We start from the raw sequence: 18,496 nt of genomic DNA on the forward strand, positions 1-18,496 counted from the left end.
CTGACTCCTTAAAACGCATAGCTCACCTGAGTGTAGTAGTAACGGCCAATGGCGTTGTAGGTATTGATATCAAAATTGATGTTAAGGTTAGTGAAACTCACAGGAGGTTGCTTGTCGCCAATATTATTGATCCCAAACTTAAGTTTTAAGCCTTCGCTGAGCGCGTAGCTAACAGCGGCATTGTGGTAAAACAACGATGCGATATGATGCGCTTCGCCATCCACGGTTTCCTCGGTATCACCAATATGGCGCCAGTTGTAATTGGCTGTCCAGTCACCGTTTTGCCAATTTAGTTGCAAGTTACTGCGGTATTTTGGATAAGCTTCACGAGAGCGTGCAATGCCCAGTAATGCTTCTGATTGTAAACTGCCATCTGAAAGTGTGGAGATTTGAGTAAACTCAAGCAAGCGCGACACATTCAGTTGTAAGTCAAAGCGGCCGAAATCTGTGCTAAAGCCTTTACGAGTGACTAAATCCCAACCGCGTACTTTGGTTTGGTTGAGGTTAATGGGCCCGTCGATGATGTTAGTGAGACGACCTGAGCTGTCGCGGCTAACTGCATCGCAATTACGCCCTGTAGTAGCACATAAATTCACCACGTTTTGCGCACCATAAGTGCTGATGGTGTCGTCTAAGTTGATTTGATAGTAGTCCCAACTTAACGAGAAATTGTCGAGCGCAGCTGGCGTTAAGACGATGCCAAAATTAGTGTTTTCTGAGGTTTCGGGTTGTAACTCCGGATTGCCACCGACAGTAATTGGCTCTTGGGTGTCGGTTTGTACGTAACCTGCGGGTACGCCGCTACAACCGGGTAAACCACTGCTCCCAGCACACGGATCAGCAACGGGGGCAAAGCTGGCGCGTTGTCCTTCGTATAATTCTAAAATACTCGGTGCACGAAAGCCTTCGGCCCAGTTCGTGCGTAGCATCAGGTTATCGTCAATGCGGTACATTAAACCTATCTTACTGTTTACTGTGCTGCCAAAGGTAGAATAATCACTAAAGCGGCTGGCCAAATTGAGCTCTAATCGTTTTGCATAGGCTTGGTCGTGTAATAATGGAATGCTCACTTCTGCGTAAGCTTCATATAAATCGTACTCGCCATTGGTGCCGTCGCGTGGCGCCGAGCTGGTGGTTTGGTAGCTGTTAACGCGCGGCGCGGCGTTAATATAGCTATCTGGGTTGTCGATACCTTGCTCTTTGCGGTATTCCGCCCCGGTTGCAATTAAAATATCCTCGCCATTAAATTGCGCGATAGGCCCTGAAAAATTCACTCGGGCATGTGTTTGACGTGATTCATTACTGTCTTTACCGCTAAAACGAATATAGTCCGCCATGTCGCTTGTAAGCGGGTTGAATAGATTGACTGGCACACAGCCTGAGCTTAAGTCGCTGATATCTGCACTGATGTTACTGCTATCACAAGCCAATAAGCCTAAAGCAAGGCGATCAAGGTCGAGTTGATTGTCACTAACAAAAATGGCTTTATTGCGGGCATGGCTGATAAACGCATCCCATTGCCAATCGCTGCCGATATCGCCTTCAAAGCCAAGCCCTAAACGCATGGTATCAACATCTTGCTTGTTGCGGCGCTGACCTATATCTGAAAAAAAGTTGGTCAAAGTAAAATCGCTGCCGCTAAATTCAACACCAAACGGATTGACGCGACTGTCATTGGCAATGGTAAAGCCACGGCTTCCGCGCACGATTGCTGGTGCCGAGCTAAAGAGCTGATCGGACTTACGGTTGTTGTAAAGCGCTTCAAGGCGCATGGTGAAATCGCTAAAAGGTTGTGTCCACTGCAAGTACAGTGAGCTGCGCTCCAATGGCCCGGTCACATAGTTATTATCCCAGCGGTTAAACACATCATTACTATTGGCGGCGCGCCAGTTAGCTGGGTTACTGCCATCGCTGCCGGCATCGCGAGTAATACCGCTACTGCCATAAAAAGGCAGCTTGCTTAAGTTCTTTTCTTTGAAGATCCCTTCTGGGGTGCCAGCGGAAAGGCCATTGAGCGGAATACGAGTTAATTCACGGTCTTGGCTATAAATGGCTTTTTGGTCGGCGTAACTCAGTGCCAACATCAAGTTGCTGTCGCCAATATCCACACCATGCAGAATATCAAAATTAAGCGACTCACGGTCGTTTTCGCTTGATTGACCATAATAGGCGGTGATTTTGCTGCCAACAAAATCGCGGTAGGTTTGAATATTCACCACCCCAGCAATGGCATCGGCACCGTAAATGGCGGTGGCGCCATCTTGCAGCACTTCAACACTTTGCACGATAGACGACGGAATGGTATTTAAATCAACAAAATCACGAAAACCACGTGTACCTGCGCCATTAACCCAGCGGTTACCGTTGACCAAAATCAGGCTGCGGTTTTCGCCTAAACTACGTAAGTTGATGGTGTTTGAGCCATGACTGGTACCTGAGCTACCGTTGCCATTGAGGCTAGCGCCAACCGACGGCATTTCTTGGAGAATTTCGCCTAAATTGAGCGCGCCGCGAATTTGCAAATCGTCTTGAGAGATCACTTGTACCGGCGCGGCTGACTCTTCCTTACGGGCAATGCGCGAGCCAGTTACTTGAATGACTTCCACCTCATCTTCTGCTTTAGGTTCAGCTGTGGCGGCAAACACGTTATTACTCAAGGCTGCGAGGATGCTGGCACTGAGTAGACTTTGGATCAGATACTTATTGTTCATGGTTATTTTCTGCTCTTGTTGTCTTAGTGTTGGCATCTTAGCCAGAGTGTTTTTTGCTATGCAATCTTATGTGTAATTGCTATTAGGTCATTACATTTTGTAATGACTTTGATAACACAAGGGGCTGGTGAGTGTGGAAGTGGTTATCAACGCGTCGAAATGTCATGTATTCAAGAGGGTAGCTGAGAATTGCCGTTTTTTCGTTTTTGTGGCGGCTAAGTTAATAAGCTTGTTGGTGGTTATTTTTTGGTGAAAAACTACTCCGCCACGGCAAAATGACGCTGGCAATGAGCTAGAAATGTGGCGGTAAGGCGTGACATCGGCGCGTGGGCTGAAACAATAAAACCATATTGAATGGCGATGTTGGGGGTAAAAGGGATGAGCTTTAGCTCACTATCGACATATTGTGCGGCGAGGGCGCCGTTGAGTAGCGCGACTCCTAAACCGCGTTTTACAAAGGCGCAGGCGGTGGCGACATTATGGGTGTCGATTTTGGCACTCAGTTTTACTTGGCTGCTGCGAAACGCCTGCTCCAGGCAATCCCGAGAATGGCGACCTTTGCCGAGCAAAATCAATGGCACCCCGACTAAGTCTTCGCCGCGAATGGCATCAAGCTGGGCAAGCGGATGAGAGGGCGGCAAAGCGCACATAATTTGACTGGTAAAGAGCGGCTCAACCACTAAACCGTGGTGACGTTCGGGCAATTGAATAAAACCACAATCAAAGGCGCGATGGGCAACTAATTCTCGGATGGCTTCTGGGTTACGCGAATCGAGCAGCACATTAATATTTGGGTAGTGGCGCATAAAATCAGCCACGGCATCGGCCAATGGCCCAGAGGTAAAACTCACTGGGGCAACAATGCGTAATGAGCCAACATTGGAGGTTTTTAAGTTTTCGGCCAGTAACACTAAACGTTCGATGCTACTCAAAGCCACATTGGCTTCTTGCGCCAAAATTAAGGCTTCATCACGCGGGAAAAGGCGACCATGTTCACGATAAAACAGCGAAAAGCCGACAAATTCTTCAAAACTGGCTAGTAAACGGCTTACCGCAGGTTGCGATAAACCAAGTTTATTGGCGGCATCGGTCGCAGAGCCGGTTGCCATAAAGGCGGCAAAGGCTTCTAACGCGCGCAGACTAATTTTGCTTTGTTCGCTCATGGCTTGTGACCCTCGGCTTGGTGGTTTTGCCAAGTTAAGGCGCGTTGTTCGTGCAAGGCAATAAAACTGTCTTTGCCTTGGCAGTATGCCGCTCGGTCATGGCAGTGGGCTGCCGCCAATTGCGTTTTCAGTGTTTGATAGGCACGGCAAACTTCCGGATAAGCAATAAGATAATCGCGAAACGCCAAATGACGGGTGATATGACTGTCACCCGCAGCAAATGCATGTAGATGGTGGGTGCGATGAGCGCCGCCTTTACGGTAATAGCGACGCCCTGCAATGCCATTTTCCCCTTTCGCCTCGTAGCCCAGCGCATTAAATTGTGCGCTGGCGGCGTCAAGCGCCGTGAGTGACGTCGCAACTAAGATCATGTCTATTACCGGCTTTGCGGCAAGGCCAGGAACGGCAGTGCTACCAATATGGTGAAGCGCCAACATCCGCTCACCGAGCGCGTGTTGTAACTGCTGTTCTTCCTTGGCGAATAAGTTTGGCCAAAGCGGGTTATAAGCAACAACAACAATCGACATGGTCTTTTCGCCTTATTTTTAGATTATTTTAAACACGAAAATTGCTTGAGTGGCTAGCAAAAATCGTTGTTTAACTGCACTTCGTCGCACAATCGTTATGCGTAGTAAATTGTTAGGTAAGGTAAGAGAGAGATAAGTTCAGGGTATTACATGACCAATAAGGATAATAATAACAATGAAAAATAACCTCACAGCACGCTTTGCTTTATTACTTAGCCTAGTTGGTTGTTCTGCTACAGCCTTGGCTGAGCCTAACCCTTGCCCAATAGTGGAACTACAAACAGGGCAAGGCAATATCAGTATCCAATTGGCTTGCCAGCAAGCGCCTTTGTCGAGCGCTGATTTTTTACATTATGCTAAAGTTGGTTTGTTTGATGGGCAGGGGTTTTATCGTGTAGTGCGAGCGGATAACGACCATGGCACACCACAAATTGATGTCGTGCAAGGTGGTTTGCTTAGCCAAGAGCCCGCTTTTGCCGCTGTTAAACATGAAAGCACCGCCCAAACTGGGCTAAGTCACAAGCGGGGGGCCATTTCGCTCGCCCGTGGTGAAATAAATACCGGCTCTGCAGCGTATTTTTTTATTGTGGCAAAAGACTCGCCAGGCTTAGATGCGGGTGAAAAACGCAATGCCGATCAGCAAGGTTTTGCGGTGTTTGGCGAGGTGGTTGCGGGGATGGAAATTGTCGATGCTATCCATCAAACCCCAGCTTCGGAGCTAAAAGGAGAGGGTTATACCGCAGGGCAGGAGCTAAAAAATCCGGTGGCGATTATTAAAGCAAGCATCAAGCTTTAGTTTTTCAGGCCAGCCAAATGCAATTTTGGCTGGCCTGTTTGTAGTTAAGCGACGCTGTCTTCTGTGCTTGCAGCTCGTGCCGCTTTGGTGAGTCTGACTAACTCTTTTCGCACTGCAATCGGCTCTAAGCAGCGGGTGGCAAAGGGTATAAAATAGTTACGCTGGTTGGCGCGTAAATAGCAGCCATCGCTTAAAATGTTGGTCATGATCACGTCATCGCATTCAAGCTGGTGGACGAGTTGTAAGATCAAACGGTTGGCGTCTTGGTGATCTTGATTCATATGCTCAACCATGCTGGTTTCGTCTTGCGCTGTCCAATTTGGCGCGGCAAGTTGCCATTCGTCGGCTTCAATCCAAAAAATATGACCAAAGCCACCAATGTAACGCACACGTTTGATTTCCATTCGCCATAGTTTGAAATCGTGCGCCGCACGATAGCTTTGTGCTTCAGGATATTGGCGCTCGTAGCGGGCTAAAATTGCAGCGCTTTCTTCAGCTGGGATCACGGTAGCATCCCCAACGAGCGTGACGCGGGCATGGGCATTTTGGTCGCCAGAGGTAGCGGCATCAAACACCGTAATACACATGCGGCTATCTTCAGTTAAATTACGTGAATGCTGGGCAATATCGGCGATATAAAAGATTGGGCGGCCTTCAGCATCAATTAAAAACGGTGACACAGAGCCAAACGGATACCCAGCCAGGTTTTTTGATAGGGTAGAAATCACGCCAACGCTGGCTTGTTGTGTCAGAGTACGTGCTTCAAAAGCAGCTTGTTCACGCATGGCGAACTCCTTTAAGCGGTTCAGAAAAAATCATTGGAATGTGGTACACCGGATGCGGGTTAATGTGCATTTCAGTGTGATAAATGGGTTTAAGTACCTGCTGACAAAGCACGTCACTGGGTGCGCCGTGTTGCTGCAAACGGCCATCGGCAAGCAGTAAGACTTGGTCGGCATATAAAGAGGCCAGATTTAAATCGTGCAATACCGCGACCACCACATTGCCTTGGCGCGCAAACTGTTTGGCGAGGCCAAGCACTTTGTGCTGGTGGTGTAAATCAAGCGCGGCGGTCGGTTCATCAAGCAGCATCAGCTTGCCGCTGCTATCGCGGCGTTGACCATTCAGTTGCGCAAAGCAACGGGCAAATTGCACCCGTTGTAATTCGCCGCCAGAGAGCGCGGTAATGTCGCGTTCGGCAAGTGCGGTTAAATCCAGCAAAGCGATGACTTCATTGACATTTGCCTCACGCTCGCGCTCTGATTCGGTAATCGGATAGCGTCCCATGGCTATCAAAGCTTTGGCGCTAAAGGCAAAGTTAGGTCGACTGTGCTGTAACATCACCGCGCGGCGGGTCGCCAATTGCGCTGGGTTACAAGCGGCGAGATCTTGGCCAGCAAAACTAACCGTGCCTTGATAATCAATATCTTGAGTCAGGGCTTGCAATAGCGTTGATTTACCCGCGCCATTTTCCCCTAAAATCGCAATAAATTGACCTGCCGCCAGTTCAAAATTAATGTCGGCAAGAATAGCGCGATGGCCGTGTTTAACGTGGAGCGCATGGCAGCTAAGCATGTAAACCTCGTTTTTGTTTAATTAAGTGGTAAATAAAAAACGGGCTGCCCAACAATGCGGTGATAATGCCAATTGGCAGCTCTGAGGGCGCAACCACTAAGCGCGCTAACCAGTCTGCCAATACCAACACACTGGCACCCAGCAACATACTAAGGGGCAGCATCACACGTAAATCGGGGCCGACTAACAAGCGAGCGATATGCGGCACCACTAAGCCAACAAAGCCAATCATGCCTACCATAGCCACTGCGCCGCCAACCCCTAACGCCACTAAAAATACGATTTCCGTTTTCAGTTGTTTGATATTGACGCCAAGGTGTTTGGCTTCAACCTCACCGAGCATCAAGGCGTTGATCTGTTTGCGGCGTAATGCCAAAAGCACGATGCTCAACAGCACTAAAGGAGCGCCATATTGCATCGCGCGCCAACTGGCGCCGCCAAGTGAACCCATTTGCCAATAAGTCATTAAGCGCAGCGCACTGTCGTCAGCAAAAAAGCTAAACACGCCAATTAAGGCAAATGCGATGGCATTGACCGCCACGCCCACCAACAACAAAGTAGTGATATGGATTTGCCCGCAGTGTGATGCCAAGCGGTAAATTAACCCTGTTGCCAGCAAAGCACCGATAAATGACGCTGGCGCGACTAACGCTTCGGATATAAAACTGACCTGTGCAGAGAAGGCAATCACGGCAATCGCCGCAACCGCTGCGCCACCCGTCACCCCCATTAAACTCGGGTCGGCCAAGGGATTGCGGCACAAAGATTGGGTCGCAACCCCACAGACCGCCAGCGCCATTCCCACTAATAAACCTAATACTAAGCGTGGCAAGCGGATTTGCGTCACCACTTGTACATGTAACTCATTGATATGGCTGGTCAGTGACTCTGGCAATAACCACATAATGGGCATTTTCCACTCCCAGCCGACAGGGCCGCTACTGAGTGATCCCCACGCCAAGAGCAGCAACATAACGGAGGTCAATAGCATCCAGCTGCGCGCATTTGCGTTAACCATCACTGCAATTTACCTGCGAGTTTGTTGTTAAACTGAGTGCTAAAGTTGACTAAAGTCGCAATGGCTTCGGGCAGGCGGGTAGTCATGCCCATTGCCAGTAGCGAGTCCATCACTAACACCTTGCAAGCCTGTGCGGCAGGCAATAGAGCCAGAGCGGCCTGTTGGCAGAAATTGTTTTTCCCGCCCATGGCATTCACCACGTGGTCCGGCGCAACAATAAAGTCAGGTTGAGACACCAATAGCGCTTCTCGGCTAAGTGGTTTGTAACCGGAGGCCGTGGCAATATTCTTGATGCCAGCGTGCTGGAATAAAATCTCTGGCACGGTATCTTTGCCTGCTACGACTAAACCGCGGTCTCCAGCAGAAAGTACAAATAATGCATGGTGTGTACGCGTGGGCAGAGTCTCTGGTAGTTCAGCTTGTAAGCGGGCAACCACGGCTTTAGCCTCAGTTTGGCGCTCTAAGTCAGTGCCAATTTGTGTAATTAACTCAAACAAGTCGGTCACTGAGTTAGGTTTAGGGTAATGTTTAATGGTCACGCCCGTTGCGGCGATTTGTTGTAGTACTTGCTCACGCCCTGCGCCTTCTTGGGTCAACAATAAATCTGGGGATTGCGCCAGTACGCCTTCGGCGGCTAAATCGCGGTAATAGCCTACTTTTGGTAATTGTTGGGCAGCCAATGGCCAAGTGCTGGAGGCATCTACCGCAACTACTTGATCACCTGCGCCAAGTGCATAAACGATATCGGTAATCGCACCGCCTGCCACCACCAACCGCTGCGCATAGCTTGGTGCGCAGAGAAACAAACTAACCATCAGAAAAAAGTGCAGTTTCATTATTAAGCCCGTTATCAAAAAGAGGTTTTCGGCTGGGAGAATGGGATATTCCACTTAGCCCAGCGGTTGAGGTTTTTTATTTTAACGCAATAAAGATGAAAATATAAATAAAAATCATTCTTATATGTATAATTGCAAAAATAACTTCTAAATAAGCCGCCTTGCTGTCTGCTAACGCACGTTTAAAACGCTTAATTATCAATGGTTAAGTTTGTTTATTGGCGTTTTTGTGGCAAGTGTGGGTGGTAAGTAAGGACTCAAAATTATGTTGTTTTTCGCTTTTAAACCTAGTCAGTTATGTCTAACAATATCGAGCGTATTGCTCATAGCAATGTGCGCTAGCGGCTGTAGCTCAGTGACCAAGCCTGCAATTGCACAGCAGCTTGCTGCGAATTTAGCCACAGCCTACGACTACCAGCTATTGGATGCAAATTACCAACCCGTTACTGAGCCTAAATTGGTGGCGTCATTAGCGCAAAGCGATGTGGTGTTAATTGGTGAATATCATGGCAATCATGCATCGCATTTATTACAAATGCGCTTGCTGGCCGCGCTGCACATATATAGCCAGCAGCAGAATCGCCCACTAGTGCTAAGCATGGAAATGTTCACCCGTGAGCAACAAACTATTGTGGATGATTATTTGGCTGGCAAAGTTGGCGAGCATTACTTAATTAACAAGGCGCCAGCATGGAAAAACTATTCGGCGAGTTATCGGCCGTTAGTAGAATACGCCAAGCAGCATGGATTACCCATTATTGCCGCCAATGCGCCCGCCGATGTGGTGCGCTGTATAGGCGCGCAAGGTGAAACGTATGTTGATAAATTACCCCTCAACCAACGGCGCTTATTGGCCGAGGCGCCATTTATGGCAGTGCCAAATTATGCCGATAAATTCTATGCCTTGATGGTTGGCTCTGGCCACACGGTATCGGAACGCGCTAAACAAAGTTATGCCGCGCAGCTTGCTCGTGACAATACCATGGCGGAAGCGATTTTAACCGCGCGTCGCGCTTATCCCAATGCTTTGGTAGTGCATATCAATGGCAGTTTTCATAGTGCAGAGCGGCTTGGTACAGCTGGGGCGCTACTACAGCGCGCGCCTGCGTTAAAAGTGCGGGTGGTCACACCGCTTTACCCCGATGCCGTGGCCGAGCAGCAAGCCAAAGCGCCACAGCAGGACGAAATGTATTATCTACTCAAGCCATTACCACCAGAATATGTTGATGAGGCCTATAAACAAAGCGTGTTTACAGAGATGTTTAAAACAGCCAAAGAAAAAGCTAAGGCATGTTTGTAGCACGGCATGGTGGGAATAAAGCTGCAACTGAGCGGCTTTATTACTGTTTTTTACAGTTATAGCGCCGATGCGCCAATCAGCACAAATTACGGTTTATTTGAACGGGCCCAGATTGATCTTCCAGTTTGGCGATTAGGTTTATATTTTATTTGAAAGGCAGGTAGGAGCGCATTGCTGTTCTTGTTGTTTCTATATACCAAGCAAGCGGTTTGACCCCAGTGTTCTTAAGTGGAACCGTCTTGGTCTCAAGCCCCCCTCCAACTCGCTTTGCAACACCAGCTGTTACAACACCTGTAACTTTTATCACCTACCTAAAAACAACCCATAACAGAAACAAATGTTAGCTTGGTATGTGCTTTTTGTTGACGTTTGTTCTGAGTGTTTTTACTATGCGCCAAACTATGAGAAAGGATTATTTCATGAAATTAAGTTACTTTTTGCTCTCTTCCATTTTCGTTAGTGGCGCAGGTCTAGCTGCTGACTATAACGCTGATGTTAAATTATTTGGTGATGAATTATCTAAGTGGCATGTATCTTTAGAAGGGACATTTGGCAAAGAAATAAGTTTACAATCTGGCGATGGAAACTTATTAAATATTATGGTGTTAGAGGTGAACCAAAATTTTGCCGAAGTTACTTTGTCAGTTAACACGCCAGATTTCTCTGTAAGCCCAGCATTTACCGTCGAACTGAATAGACAAAGCGTATTTAGTTTTGACAAATCTAAGCTAGAAATTTTAATCAAGAAGGACAACTTAAATGACATTAAAAGAGAAAATTAACCTAAAAGCTACTGAGTTGCATGACAATGCGAAACAGATATCAAAAGAGCAGTTAGAGCGAATTGGGGGAGGCCACGATAGTCACTTTGGTAAAGGATGTGATGGAACCTGGACTGATAAAAGTTGTGACTTTATGCAAAGTTGCCAACCTTAAATCTCAAACTAATGCTCCTTCAAATGCATGAGGGAGCCAGAATTTACCATAAATTTATGCTTTTTAAATACCCAAATTGCAACGAAGACTTTTTCCGATATGAAGGGATTGAGTCTATTGAACTAGTATTGAAAGTAACAGAAAGATGCAACATTGCTTGTACTTACTGCTATTACTTTTTTGGTGGTGATGATTCACCATTGAAAAGAAAGCCCGTATTTACTACCCAAAAAGCTTCTGATCTGGTCACTTTTATTGAACGAAGTCTTAAATATGGCCTTAAATCAGTTAGAGTTATCTTGCATGGTGGAGAGCCTCTACTATTAAAGAAACACGCCTTTGATAATCTGTTGGAATCAATAACTCTTCCATTGAAAGATAAGGTAAAAATTGAATTCACATTACAAACAAACGCGACAATTATAGATGATGATTGGGTCGAGTTGTTTGTAAAACACCAGATCTTTGTTGGCGTAAGTATCGATGGTCCCGCTGACTATAATGATCTATATAGGATCGATTTTTCAGGAAAGGGCACTCATTCCAAAGTTGTGCGTGGAATTAATAAATTATTTGACGCGTACGAAAGGGGTTTAATGCCTAAGCCAGGAATGATTGCTGTAATAAATCCAAAGTTTTCGGCAAAGAGGATTTATTTACACTTAACTCAAGAACTCGGATTTGATTCGCTTCATTTTTTATTGCCTGATCATACATATGACACTATTAATCCAAGTGAGCTAGATCTTTATACATCATATTTGATCGAGCTAGTTGATTGCTGGGCGGCTGACACAAACCGCAATAGAAAAATTCGCTTCATTGATGAAGCTATCAATAGAATTCTAAGTACTCCTTTTCAAAGAGATGTTATTGGTAAATATATAAATTCTAAGAAGTTAATTATAACTGTTGATTCTGATGGAGCAATCGGACCAGAGGACACATTAAGGTCAGTTATTCCTGCTGCATTTGAAACAGGTGTAAATATATCTAATTCTGATTCACTAGACGTGGTGACTAACAAAATTATTAGTTCAGTGCTTAAAGAAGCTATAGATATTCCCGAAAGCTGTGTTGGTTGTGACTGGGTATCCATATGTAGGGGAGGTAATTTGAAAAACAGATTCAGTTCACTAGACCCAGTTCCATTCAAAAGGAAGTCTGTATTCTGTGAACCATTAAAAGAATTATATATTACCTTAACGGCTTATCTAAATGGTTCTGGTGTGACCGAAGAAAGGTTGCTCTACAATATCAACGAAAATACTCTCTGAGTCATTAAGAAAGATCTTAGGGATATCTATTAGTCAGCAGCAGTAAAGAGCCCGAGTGGCTTTCTACCGAATTGTTTTCAGTATCAAACAGAAGTCATTTAATATTTATTCGCGGCTGTTTTTATCTGGTTTGATGTCGGATAATGTCAACTTAGCTGGCTAGAGGGTTATCATTGTATGATGTAGGTAACCACTATCCACAATCGCCACATACACAACAGTCAGGGTAATCCTCCCAAGTCAGGGTAATCCTCCCATTTTTAACCGTAGCTAAAAGTAGAGGTTAAGCAGCCATTAACGGTGGTTTCCCTCCGTTAGCCTGATGTGGCCGCTCATGATTGTAAAACCATAACCACTTTGTGGCATAGTCTTGAACTTCTTCAAGCGTATCAAATAAATGTTTGCTTACCCAACTGTATCTGATGGTTTTGTTGTGACGTTCAATGTACGCGTTTTGCTGTGGTTTGTCCGGTTGAATATAATCAATCCGGATATCATGCTGTTTCGCCCATTGTGTAAATTCATGGCTGATGAACTCTGGCCCATTGTCACAGCGGATGGCTATAGGCTTGGTCCGCTAGAATAAATAATAGAATAAATAAGACACCCATTTTTATTTGTTTATTTTACATTCACTGCCTATCTTTTATCTATCTGGGTTAAAGGTAGGCAAGTTCTATGGCAACGGCGCGTAAAAGACAAGTCAGTTTGGTGGACACCAAATATTATCACTGTATTTCACGCTGTGTTCGCCGTGCCTTTTTGTGCGGAGAAGATAGGGTAACGGGCAAAAGTTATGAGCACCGTAGGCAATGGGTAGAAGACAAACTGCTAGCGCTCGCCAAGGTATTTTGTATCGATGTCTGTGCTTATGCCGTGATGAGTAATCACACCCATGTAGTGTTGTATGTGGATGATAAGAAAGCGAATAGGTTGAGTGATAAAGCCATACTTATTCGTTGGCACAAGCTATTCAAAGGCACACTACTCACGCAGAAATACGTACAGGGCGAAAGGTTAGATAAGGTCGAGCAACTCTTTTTAACCCGCACCATTGCAGATTATCGGCAACGACTCGCGGATATCAGCTGGTTTATGCGGGTACTTAATGAAGACATTGCGAGAAAAGCCAATCAAGAAGATGTGTGCACAGGTCGTTTTTGGGAAGGACGTTTTAAATCCCAAGCGCTTCTTGATGAGCCGGCGCTGGCAGCTTGTATGGCGTATGTAGACCTGAACCCCATCAGAGCAAAAATGGCCAACACACCTGAAGAGTCAAAGCATACCAGCGTGCAAAAACGCATTAACGCCGCAAAAGACGCAAAACAACCCAAGCAACTCGCTCGGTTTGCAGGAAGCCCAAGAAAACACATGCCCAAAGGGCTGCCATTTGAATTAAGGTCGTACTTAGAGTTAGTTGACCTCACAGGCCGATGCATGCGAGAGGACAAACGCGGGTATATTGCGCTGCAAACCCTGCCACTTTTAGCGCGATTATATATCGCACCAGAAAACTGGCTAACACTAACCACCCAATTTACCGAGACGTTCAAAGGTGCAGTAGGGCGATCCAATACGTTAGATAGCTACTATAACCATTTAAACGCCAAACGGCGAACTAACATCAGCCATTGTGAACAGCTGCTGGGCTAAATCACAGTCAATTCAAAACACGTCACCACAATCCAATGCTGACAAAGTAGGAAAATCCGTGCCTGACTGTTTGCAATAAGAACTTAATTCCTTGAGAAAAACCAAAGCATAATAGTAAAAGGGGCTTTTGCCGTAAAGATATCAAATGTGCAGGCTTTACACGTTCGTTATTTTTGATAATTTAATTATGGCTGTCTTGTTTATTTGCGGTCTTGTTTATTTGCGATGCTGTAGCCGAGCAGCAAGCCAAAGCGCCACAGCAAGACGAAATGTACTATCTACTCAAGCCATTACCGCCAGAATATGTTGATGAGGCCTATAAACAAAGCGTGTTTACAGAGATGTTTAAAACAGCCAAAGAAAAAGCTAAGGCATGTTTGTAGCACGGCATGGTGGGTATAAAGCCGCAACTGAGCGGCTTTAATACTGTTTTTTACTGATATAGCGCCGATGCGCCAATCAGCACAAATTACGGTTTATTTGAACGGGCGCAGATTGATCTTCCAGTTTGGCGATTAGGAGCGAATTGCAGGGACTCGATTTCTACCCTTATCGGCTTTTTAGTTACAAGTTTCTCGTAAAGTCAGGAAAACGAGCGATAGGGTCATATTTGTCCCAAGATAAAATCACCATTTGATTGTAAAGCACAGTAATAGCAATTAGTTAGGAGAAATGGTAAAAGTATACAATGTATGAAAACGAGCCGATTTGGGGTGAAAAAAACGATCAAATCGCTCGTTGATTAAGATTGTTAGCACTACTTATTTAGCATCAGGTATTTGGCTAGGAAAAGGATAAAATATGTCAAAAATTGAATTACCGGCAGTTTTGGAGACAACAACTCCTGCTCTACTGCTAATTACGGAAGCGATAGGCGTTCCACGAAACTTATTAGCTTCAGATGAAGAAATTGAAAATGCATGGGATAGCTTGCCAAGATTGCTTAAAAAGATTCCTCCTGAGCTTCGCACTGAAGGGTTAGCTAAAATGTGTGTGGCGGTATCAACAGGATTATTTGATAGTGCAATAAACTACATCTGGAATGCATCAGTTATAGAGCTCAGGGATAAAGTAAAAAAATTTGGACTCCCAGTAGTTGAACAAGTTACAGATCGTACGAACTTTGATGAAAGTACACTGTTAAACATGAAAGATGCTGAGCTATTAACTCTATGTTTAAAACTTAACTTAATTACCGAGGATGGTTATTTTTTCCTCGATCAATGTAGAGACATCCGCAATAATTTTTCTGCGGCTCATCCAGTCGTTGGGCAGTTAGACGATAGCGAGTTTTTATCGTTTGTTAATCGCTGTGCAAAATATGCACTTGGAAACGAAAACAACCCTATTGGCGTAGATTTACAGGGATTCATGAAAGCGCTCAAAGGTGGTCGTTTTGAAAAGGAGCAAAGAAAACTGTGGGTAAAGCGTGTTAAGAAAACACATGAAGCTCAGAGAAATCTTTTGTTAATTACGTTACACGGAATTTACTGTGATCCTGATAGTAATGAAAAAACTCGACTAAATGCGTTAGACATATGTAGCGATATTCAAGAAGGGTTCACCCCGAAAAATAAAGAAGACCTGATAGACAAGCACTCTGAGTATGCTGCAAAAGGAGATGACAAGCGTCACAAAGCTTCACAGCAGTTTTTTGAAAAGCTAAAACTCTTAGCGTTACTTGATGAAACTGAATGGCACACATTAATTTCAAGTACTTGTAAGAAGCTTGAAAGTGTACACAAATCATTCGATAACTTTTACAATGAACCTCCATTTGCAGAGAGGCTACTTGAATTATCCCAACAAGGTGAAATCCCCGATACAGTAAAACACTCATACGTAAAAACCGTCATCATGTGTGCAATTGGTAATCAGTGGGGAACTTCTGAGTCTGCTTATGTAAGTTATAAAAAGATGGTTGAAAACTTCTCTCCGAGTGAAATTCAAGTGATGCTTAATTTACCAAATCAAGGTAATACAGTTGCTCAAAGGCTCAAAACATACTCCCGTTGTAATAATCGCTACATAGAGCTTGTCAAGCTGCTAGATCAAAGCTCTGTACCAACTGCATCAAAAGCTGCCTACCGAAAATGGATAAGTGCATAGTAGTGCTAACACATATGAGCCTTCTCAAAGTCAATAGGTAATATCATTCTTTTGGCCGCGTTAGCGGCCAGTTTATTGTCTATTAGCAAGATAGACTGCTTTATCTGTCATCATGGTTGCCAAGCGGTGGCTTGCAACAAACACATATCGGGGCTCTCTTATCTCACTCTCAATGAGCGTCTGCTGATCTCTGTGTTCTTACTGACAGCAGGGGCACCAGACATTCATTGGTTAACCTATTGCTGGCACTATTCAAGGTGTCGGGCTTAAAGCCAGTTAATTTCAGGCTCGGCATAGGCGCAAACTATCTTGCTGATGGTAAATGCGCGGCGGCAAGGTGTCTAATCAAAGCGCTCTGGCTACTTTGTCGCTAAGAGAATTTAACAATGGCTGTATATTTTGTTGCTTGAAAATGTAAAAAGCGGCACTTGCCGCTTTTACTATTGTTTTAACTCGTGGAATTTTGTTCGTTGCTTCCACGAAATAACAAAACCACCAACGCAAATAGCCACCGCCAATCCAAGTCCAAATGACCGGACTGCATTGATTGTGTCGTAGAAGAAATTCATATTTGGGAATACAGCAAATTCCACCGCGAATGCTTCGATGAAAGACAGTAGACTGTAAATGAACATGATGAGGAAAACCCCAGTTAACGGAGCGTCTACAGGGTTTGGTCCATACTTACCAACATTATCTTCACTGAGCTTAAACCATTTTATGCATAGCAATGTTAGGTACCAGCGGTTTTTAAAAATAAAGAATGCTAGGCCGTCCAGGAGTACAAACGTACCTAATGCTAAAAGTTGCGCCGAAAAGGAGGATAAAATCGAGTAAGCAGGGTAGATAAACAAGAACAGTGTCTCTTCAAGCAAGATGAGAAAAATCATCAAACTTAAAATAGAACGCATATTTGTCATTTCTTTACTGAGGAACATTAACACGCCCAACCCCAATACGTATGACAGCTCAGTTCTGTAATCTGCGCCAGTTGCTTGACTTATCGAAAATAAGTCAATGCCACCAACCAAAGCTGCGAGAATAACAAGGACGTAGATTGGCTTCATAGCTCACCCATTGCTTGCTGATTCTTCAACAGGTGGAGGCGGCGGGGGCGTTTCTGGATTTGAGGTTGCTGACTCAGTTCCACCTCGTTCAGGTAGGACTTTAGAGCCGCCACCAGCGACCATGAGGCACTCGTTAATCAACATTGTTTTCAATATTTTCTTCTTTTTTTTCATTTTTTGTATCCTCGTTTACCAACTGACAAAATGCTTCGGTTCCTTCTAGCAAGTCCGAGAGTTTTACTTTACATATCCACGAAAGTTTCATCAATGTTCCGAGCCGAAATGAACTCGTACCATTGAGATAATCATCGAGAGTAGTCAAACCGATACCAAGCTTCTCAGAAAACTTCCTTTTAGTTATACCATGGCGTTTCTTGTGCAATTTGAGCAACTCAATTACACGCTTGGTCACTTCATATTCTTCAGGCGTTTGCATTATCCCTTATTTACCCTAATGTTAAAACATGACGAGAGTGTTAATATGCTGACTTTAATTTGGCCCTAAATGTTAATTTAACTGCTGAAAATGTCAACGCTTTGTTTGTCAACTGGTAGGGAAAGCAGTCCATACTACATCACTTTTTGTGATGTTAACCATTTGTCGAACAACCATCTAGGTCTCATTAATTCTATGCCCTGATGGTTGGCTCTGGCCACACAGTATCTGAACGCGCCAAACAAAGTTACGCCGCAAAATAAACAAGTGTATTTCGCACTGCGTTCGCCGTGCCTTTTTGTGTGGCGAAGATAGAGTAATGGGGAAAAGTTTTGAGTATCCGAAATATTTTAGTAACTGATCGTTCAGTAGCAGAGTTTTGTTCAATATTCGAACCAGAAATAACCGTGATTACTAATCTACTTGAACAAAGTGAATCTTGTTTTGAGCGCTATTTTAGTGAGCCTGAAAAACAAAAATACAAATGGGTACGGGAATTTACATTTATGACTATCGAGTCTCTTGTTACAGCAACAAGGCTTATGATTGAAGGGCATATTAATGCTTCTGGAAATACAATGAGAATTTCCTATGAATCTCTATCTTTGGCAATACTACTTAGTGCAGAGAGAAATGTAATAATTGATAAAAGCAAAAAAGCAAAGCCAGTCAATTTTTACAAAGCCTATGAAAAAGGGAACAGCAATACAAAGGCTCATAGAGCTATTGATAATGTTTTATCAAATGCAGATACTTTAGGCTTAATAGAAGGAGGTGAGTGGCTCAAGCAAGCAAAGAATTTTTATAATGGTTATAGCCACGCATCAATAATGGCAATGGGTTCATTGATGTTACCTTCGGGTAAGTCTATTATTGCAGGTGGTTTTTATAAGGAGAAGTTGGACTTATATAAAGACCACCTAAAGTTTATTGTAAGGTACGCAAATCATCTACCTAAACTTATTGAAGCAGTAGGTTTACGCAATTTAACAAATGCTTTAAACGGAACAAAACCAGTTGGTTAGGTTCCGCTTCGCTACACATTATAACCGACAATTTTTGCCCGCTTAAACGGGCGTTGCCTTAGAGAAT

Annotated in this window: 18 protein-coding genes and 1 pseudogene; 9 read left to right on the forward strand and 10 right to left on the reverse strand. The window is 44.6% G+C overall.

The genetic code is table 11. The annotated features are described in order from the left end of the window. Positions 1-8: 8 nt before the first annotated feature. The 3 genes from ACFOEE_RS09290 to ACFOEE_RS09300 form a co-directional block, all read right to left on the reverse strand. The gene (locus tag ACFOEE_RS09290; protein WP_377123487.1) at positions 9-2,711 is read right to left on the reverse strand and encodes a TonB-dependent receptor; all 2,703 of its coding nucleotides are present in this window, start codon (positions 2,709-2,711) and stop codon (positions 9-11) included. A gap of 257 nt (positions 2,712-2,968) precedes the next feature. After that, complete coding sequence (locus tag ACFOEE_RS09295) at positions 2,969-3,874, reverse strand: LysR family transcriptional regulator (protein WP_377123489.1); 906 nt, start codon at positions 3,872-3,874, stop codon at positions 2,969-2,971. Further along, positions 3,871-4,401, reverse strand: coding sequence for a GrpB family protein (locus tag ACFOEE_RS09300; RefSeq protein ID WP_377123491.1), 531 nt, complete (start codon positions 4,399-4,401; stop codon positions 3,871-3,873). Before ACFOEE_RS09300 ends, ACFOEE_RS09295 begins: the two co-directional genes overlap by 4 nt. A gap of 175 nt (positions 4,402-4,576) precedes the next feature. Here ACFOEE_RS09300 and ACFOEE_RS09305 point away from each other — a divergent pair, with 175 nt between their 5' ends. After that, positions 4,577-5,197 carry a peptidylprolyl isomerase gene (locus tag ACFOEE_RS09305; protein ID WP_377123493.1) on the forward strand — a complete coding sequence of 207 codons (621 nt, stop codon included), beginning with the start codon at positions 4,577-4,579 and terminating at the stop codon, positions 5,195-5,197. 44 nt (positions 5,198-5,241) lie between these two features. Here ACFOEE_RS09305 and ACFOEE_RS09310 read toward each other — a convergent pair whose 3' ends face one another. Genes ACFOEE_RS09310 through ACFOEE_RS09325 form a run of 4 tightly spaced genes read right to left on the reverse strand, consistent with a single transcriptional unit; the run spans position 5,242 to position 8,626 of the window. Beyond that, positions 5,242-5,982 carry a HugZ family pyridoxamine 5'-phosphate oxidase gene (locus ACFOEE_RS09310; RefSeq protein WP_377123495.1) on the reverse strand — a complete coding sequence of 247 codons (741 nt, stop codon included), beginning with the start codon at positions 5,980-5,982 and terminating at the stop codon, positions 5,242-5,244. Continuing rightward, complete coding sequence (locus ACFOEE_RS09315; RefSeq protein WP_377123497.1) at positions 5,975-6,772, reverse strand: heme ABC transporter ATP-binding protein; 798 nt, start codon at positions 6,770-6,772, stop codon at positions 5,975-5,977. Before ACFOEE_RS09315 ends, ACFOEE_RS09310 begins: the two co-directional genes overlap by 8 nt. Continuing rightward, a complete protein-coding gene (locus ACFOEE_RS09320) occupies positions 6,765-7,790 on the reverse strand; it encodes a FecCD family ABC transporter permease (protein WP_377123499.1) in 1,026 nt (341 codons plus the stop codon). Before ACFOEE_RS09320 ends, ACFOEE_RS09315 begins: the two co-directional genes overlap by 8 nt. Continuing rightward, positions 7,790-8,626 (reverse strand): heme/hemin ABC transporter substrate-binding protein, encoded by an 837-nt coding sequence (locus ACFOEE_RS09325; RefSeq protein ID WP_377123501.1) that lies wholly within the window; start codon positions 8,624-8,626, stop codon positions 7,790-7,792. Before ACFOEE_RS09325 ends, ACFOEE_RS09320 begins: the two co-directional genes overlap by 1 nt. A gap of 355 nt (positions 8,627-8,981) precedes the next feature. On the opposite strand from ACFOEE_RS09325, the gene ACFOEE_RS09330 reads away from it, so the two are divergent. The 4 genes from ACFOEE_RS09330 (at position 8,982) to ACFOEE_RS09345 (ending at position 12,139) form a co-directional block, all read left to right on the forward strand. Then, entirely contained in the window at positions 8,982-9,926 is a 945-nt protein-coding gene (locus ACFOEE_RS09330) for a ChaN family lipoprotein (RefSeq protein ID WP_377123503.1), read from the forward strand. Between the two features lie 419 nt (positions 9,927-10,345). Then, positions 10,346-10,708: a hypothetical protein gene (locus ACFOEE_RS09335; protein ID WP_377123505.1), complete on the forward strand. Its 363-nt coding sequence runs from the start codon at positions 10,346-10,348 to the stop codon at positions 10,706-10,708. Further along, positions 10,686-10,862 (forward strand): hypothetical protein, encoded by a 177-nt coding sequence (locus ACFOEE_RS09340; protein ID WP_377123507.1) that lies wholly within the window; start codon positions 10,686-10,688, stop codon positions 10,860-10,862. The genes ACFOEE_RS09335 and ACFOEE_RS09340 overlap by 23 nt, the downstream gene beginning before the upstream one ends. Positions 10,863-10,990: 128 nt before the next feature. Then, positions 10,991-12,139 (forward strand): radical SAM protein, encoded by a 1,149-nt coding sequence (locus ACFOEE_RS09345; protein WP_377123509.1) that lies wholly within the window; start codon positions 10,991-10,993, stop codon positions 12,137-12,139. A 283-nt stretch (positions 12,140-12,422) separates the two neighbouring features. Here the strand turns inward: ACFOEE_RS09345 and ACFOEE_RS09350 are convergent. After that, positions 12,423-12,716, reverse strand: a pseudogene (locus ACFOEE_RS09350) (transposase); the annotation flags it as partial. A gap of 101 nt (positions 12,717-12,817) precedes the next feature. Here ACFOEE_RS09350 and ACFOEE_RS09355 point away from each other — a divergent pair. The 3 genes from ACFOEE_RS09355 (at position 12,818) to ACFOEE_RS09365 (ending at position 15,901) form a co-directional block, all read left to right on the forward strand. Continuing rightward, positions 12,818-13,792, forward strand: coding sequence for a transposase (locus ACFOEE_RS09355; RefSeq protein WP_377123511.1), 975 nt, complete (start codon positions 12,818-12,820; stop codon positions 13,790-13,792). A 212-nt stretch (positions 13,793-14,004) separates the two neighbouring features. Further along, positions 14,005-14,175 (forward strand): hypothetical protein, encoded by a 171-nt coding sequence (locus ACFOEE_RS09360; protein ID WP_377123513.1) that lies wholly within the window; start codon positions 14,005-14,007, stop codon positions 14,173-14,175. A gap of 418 nt (positions 14,176-14,593) precedes the next feature. Then, positions 14,594-15,901: a hypothetical protein gene (locus ACFOEE_RS09365; RefSeq protein ID WP_377123515.1), complete on the forward strand. Its 1,308-nt coding sequence runs from the start codon at positions 14,594-14,596 to the stop codon at positions 15,899-15,901. 440 nt (positions 15,902-16,341) lie between these two features. Here ACFOEE_RS09365 and ACFOEE_RS09370 read toward each other — a convergent pair whose 3' ends face one another. Next, entirely contained in the window at positions 16,342-16,968 is a 627-nt protein-coding gene (locus ACFOEE_RS09370) for a hypothetical protein (RefSeq protein ID WP_377123517.1), read from the reverse strand. A 133-nt stretch (positions 16,969-17,101) separates the two neighbouring features. Further along, on the reverse strand, positions 17,102-17,404 hold the full coding sequence (locus ACFOEE_RS09375) for a helix-turn-helix domain-containing protein (protein ID WP_377123519.1): 303 nt from the start codon (positions 17,402-17,404) through the stop codon (positions 17,102-17,104). A gap of 332 nt (positions 17,405-17,736) precedes the next feature. Between ACFOEE_RS09375 and ACFOEE_RS09380 the strand changes: the two genes are divergently transcribed. Beyond that, positions 17,737-18,429, forward strand: a complete 693-nt coding sequence (locus ACFOEE_RS09380) for a hypothetical protein (protein ID WP_377123521.1) — start codon at positions 17,737-17,739, stop codon at positions 18,427-18,429. Positions 18,430-18,496: the final 67 nt, after the last annotated feature.

This window comes from Pseudoalteromonas fenneropenaei (assembly GCF_042643375.1).
In the GTDB taxonomy this organism is placed as follows: domain Bacteria; phylum Pseudomonadota; class Gammaproteobacteria; order Enterobacterales; family Alteromonadaceae; genus Pseudoalteromonas; species Pseudoalteromonas fenneropenaei.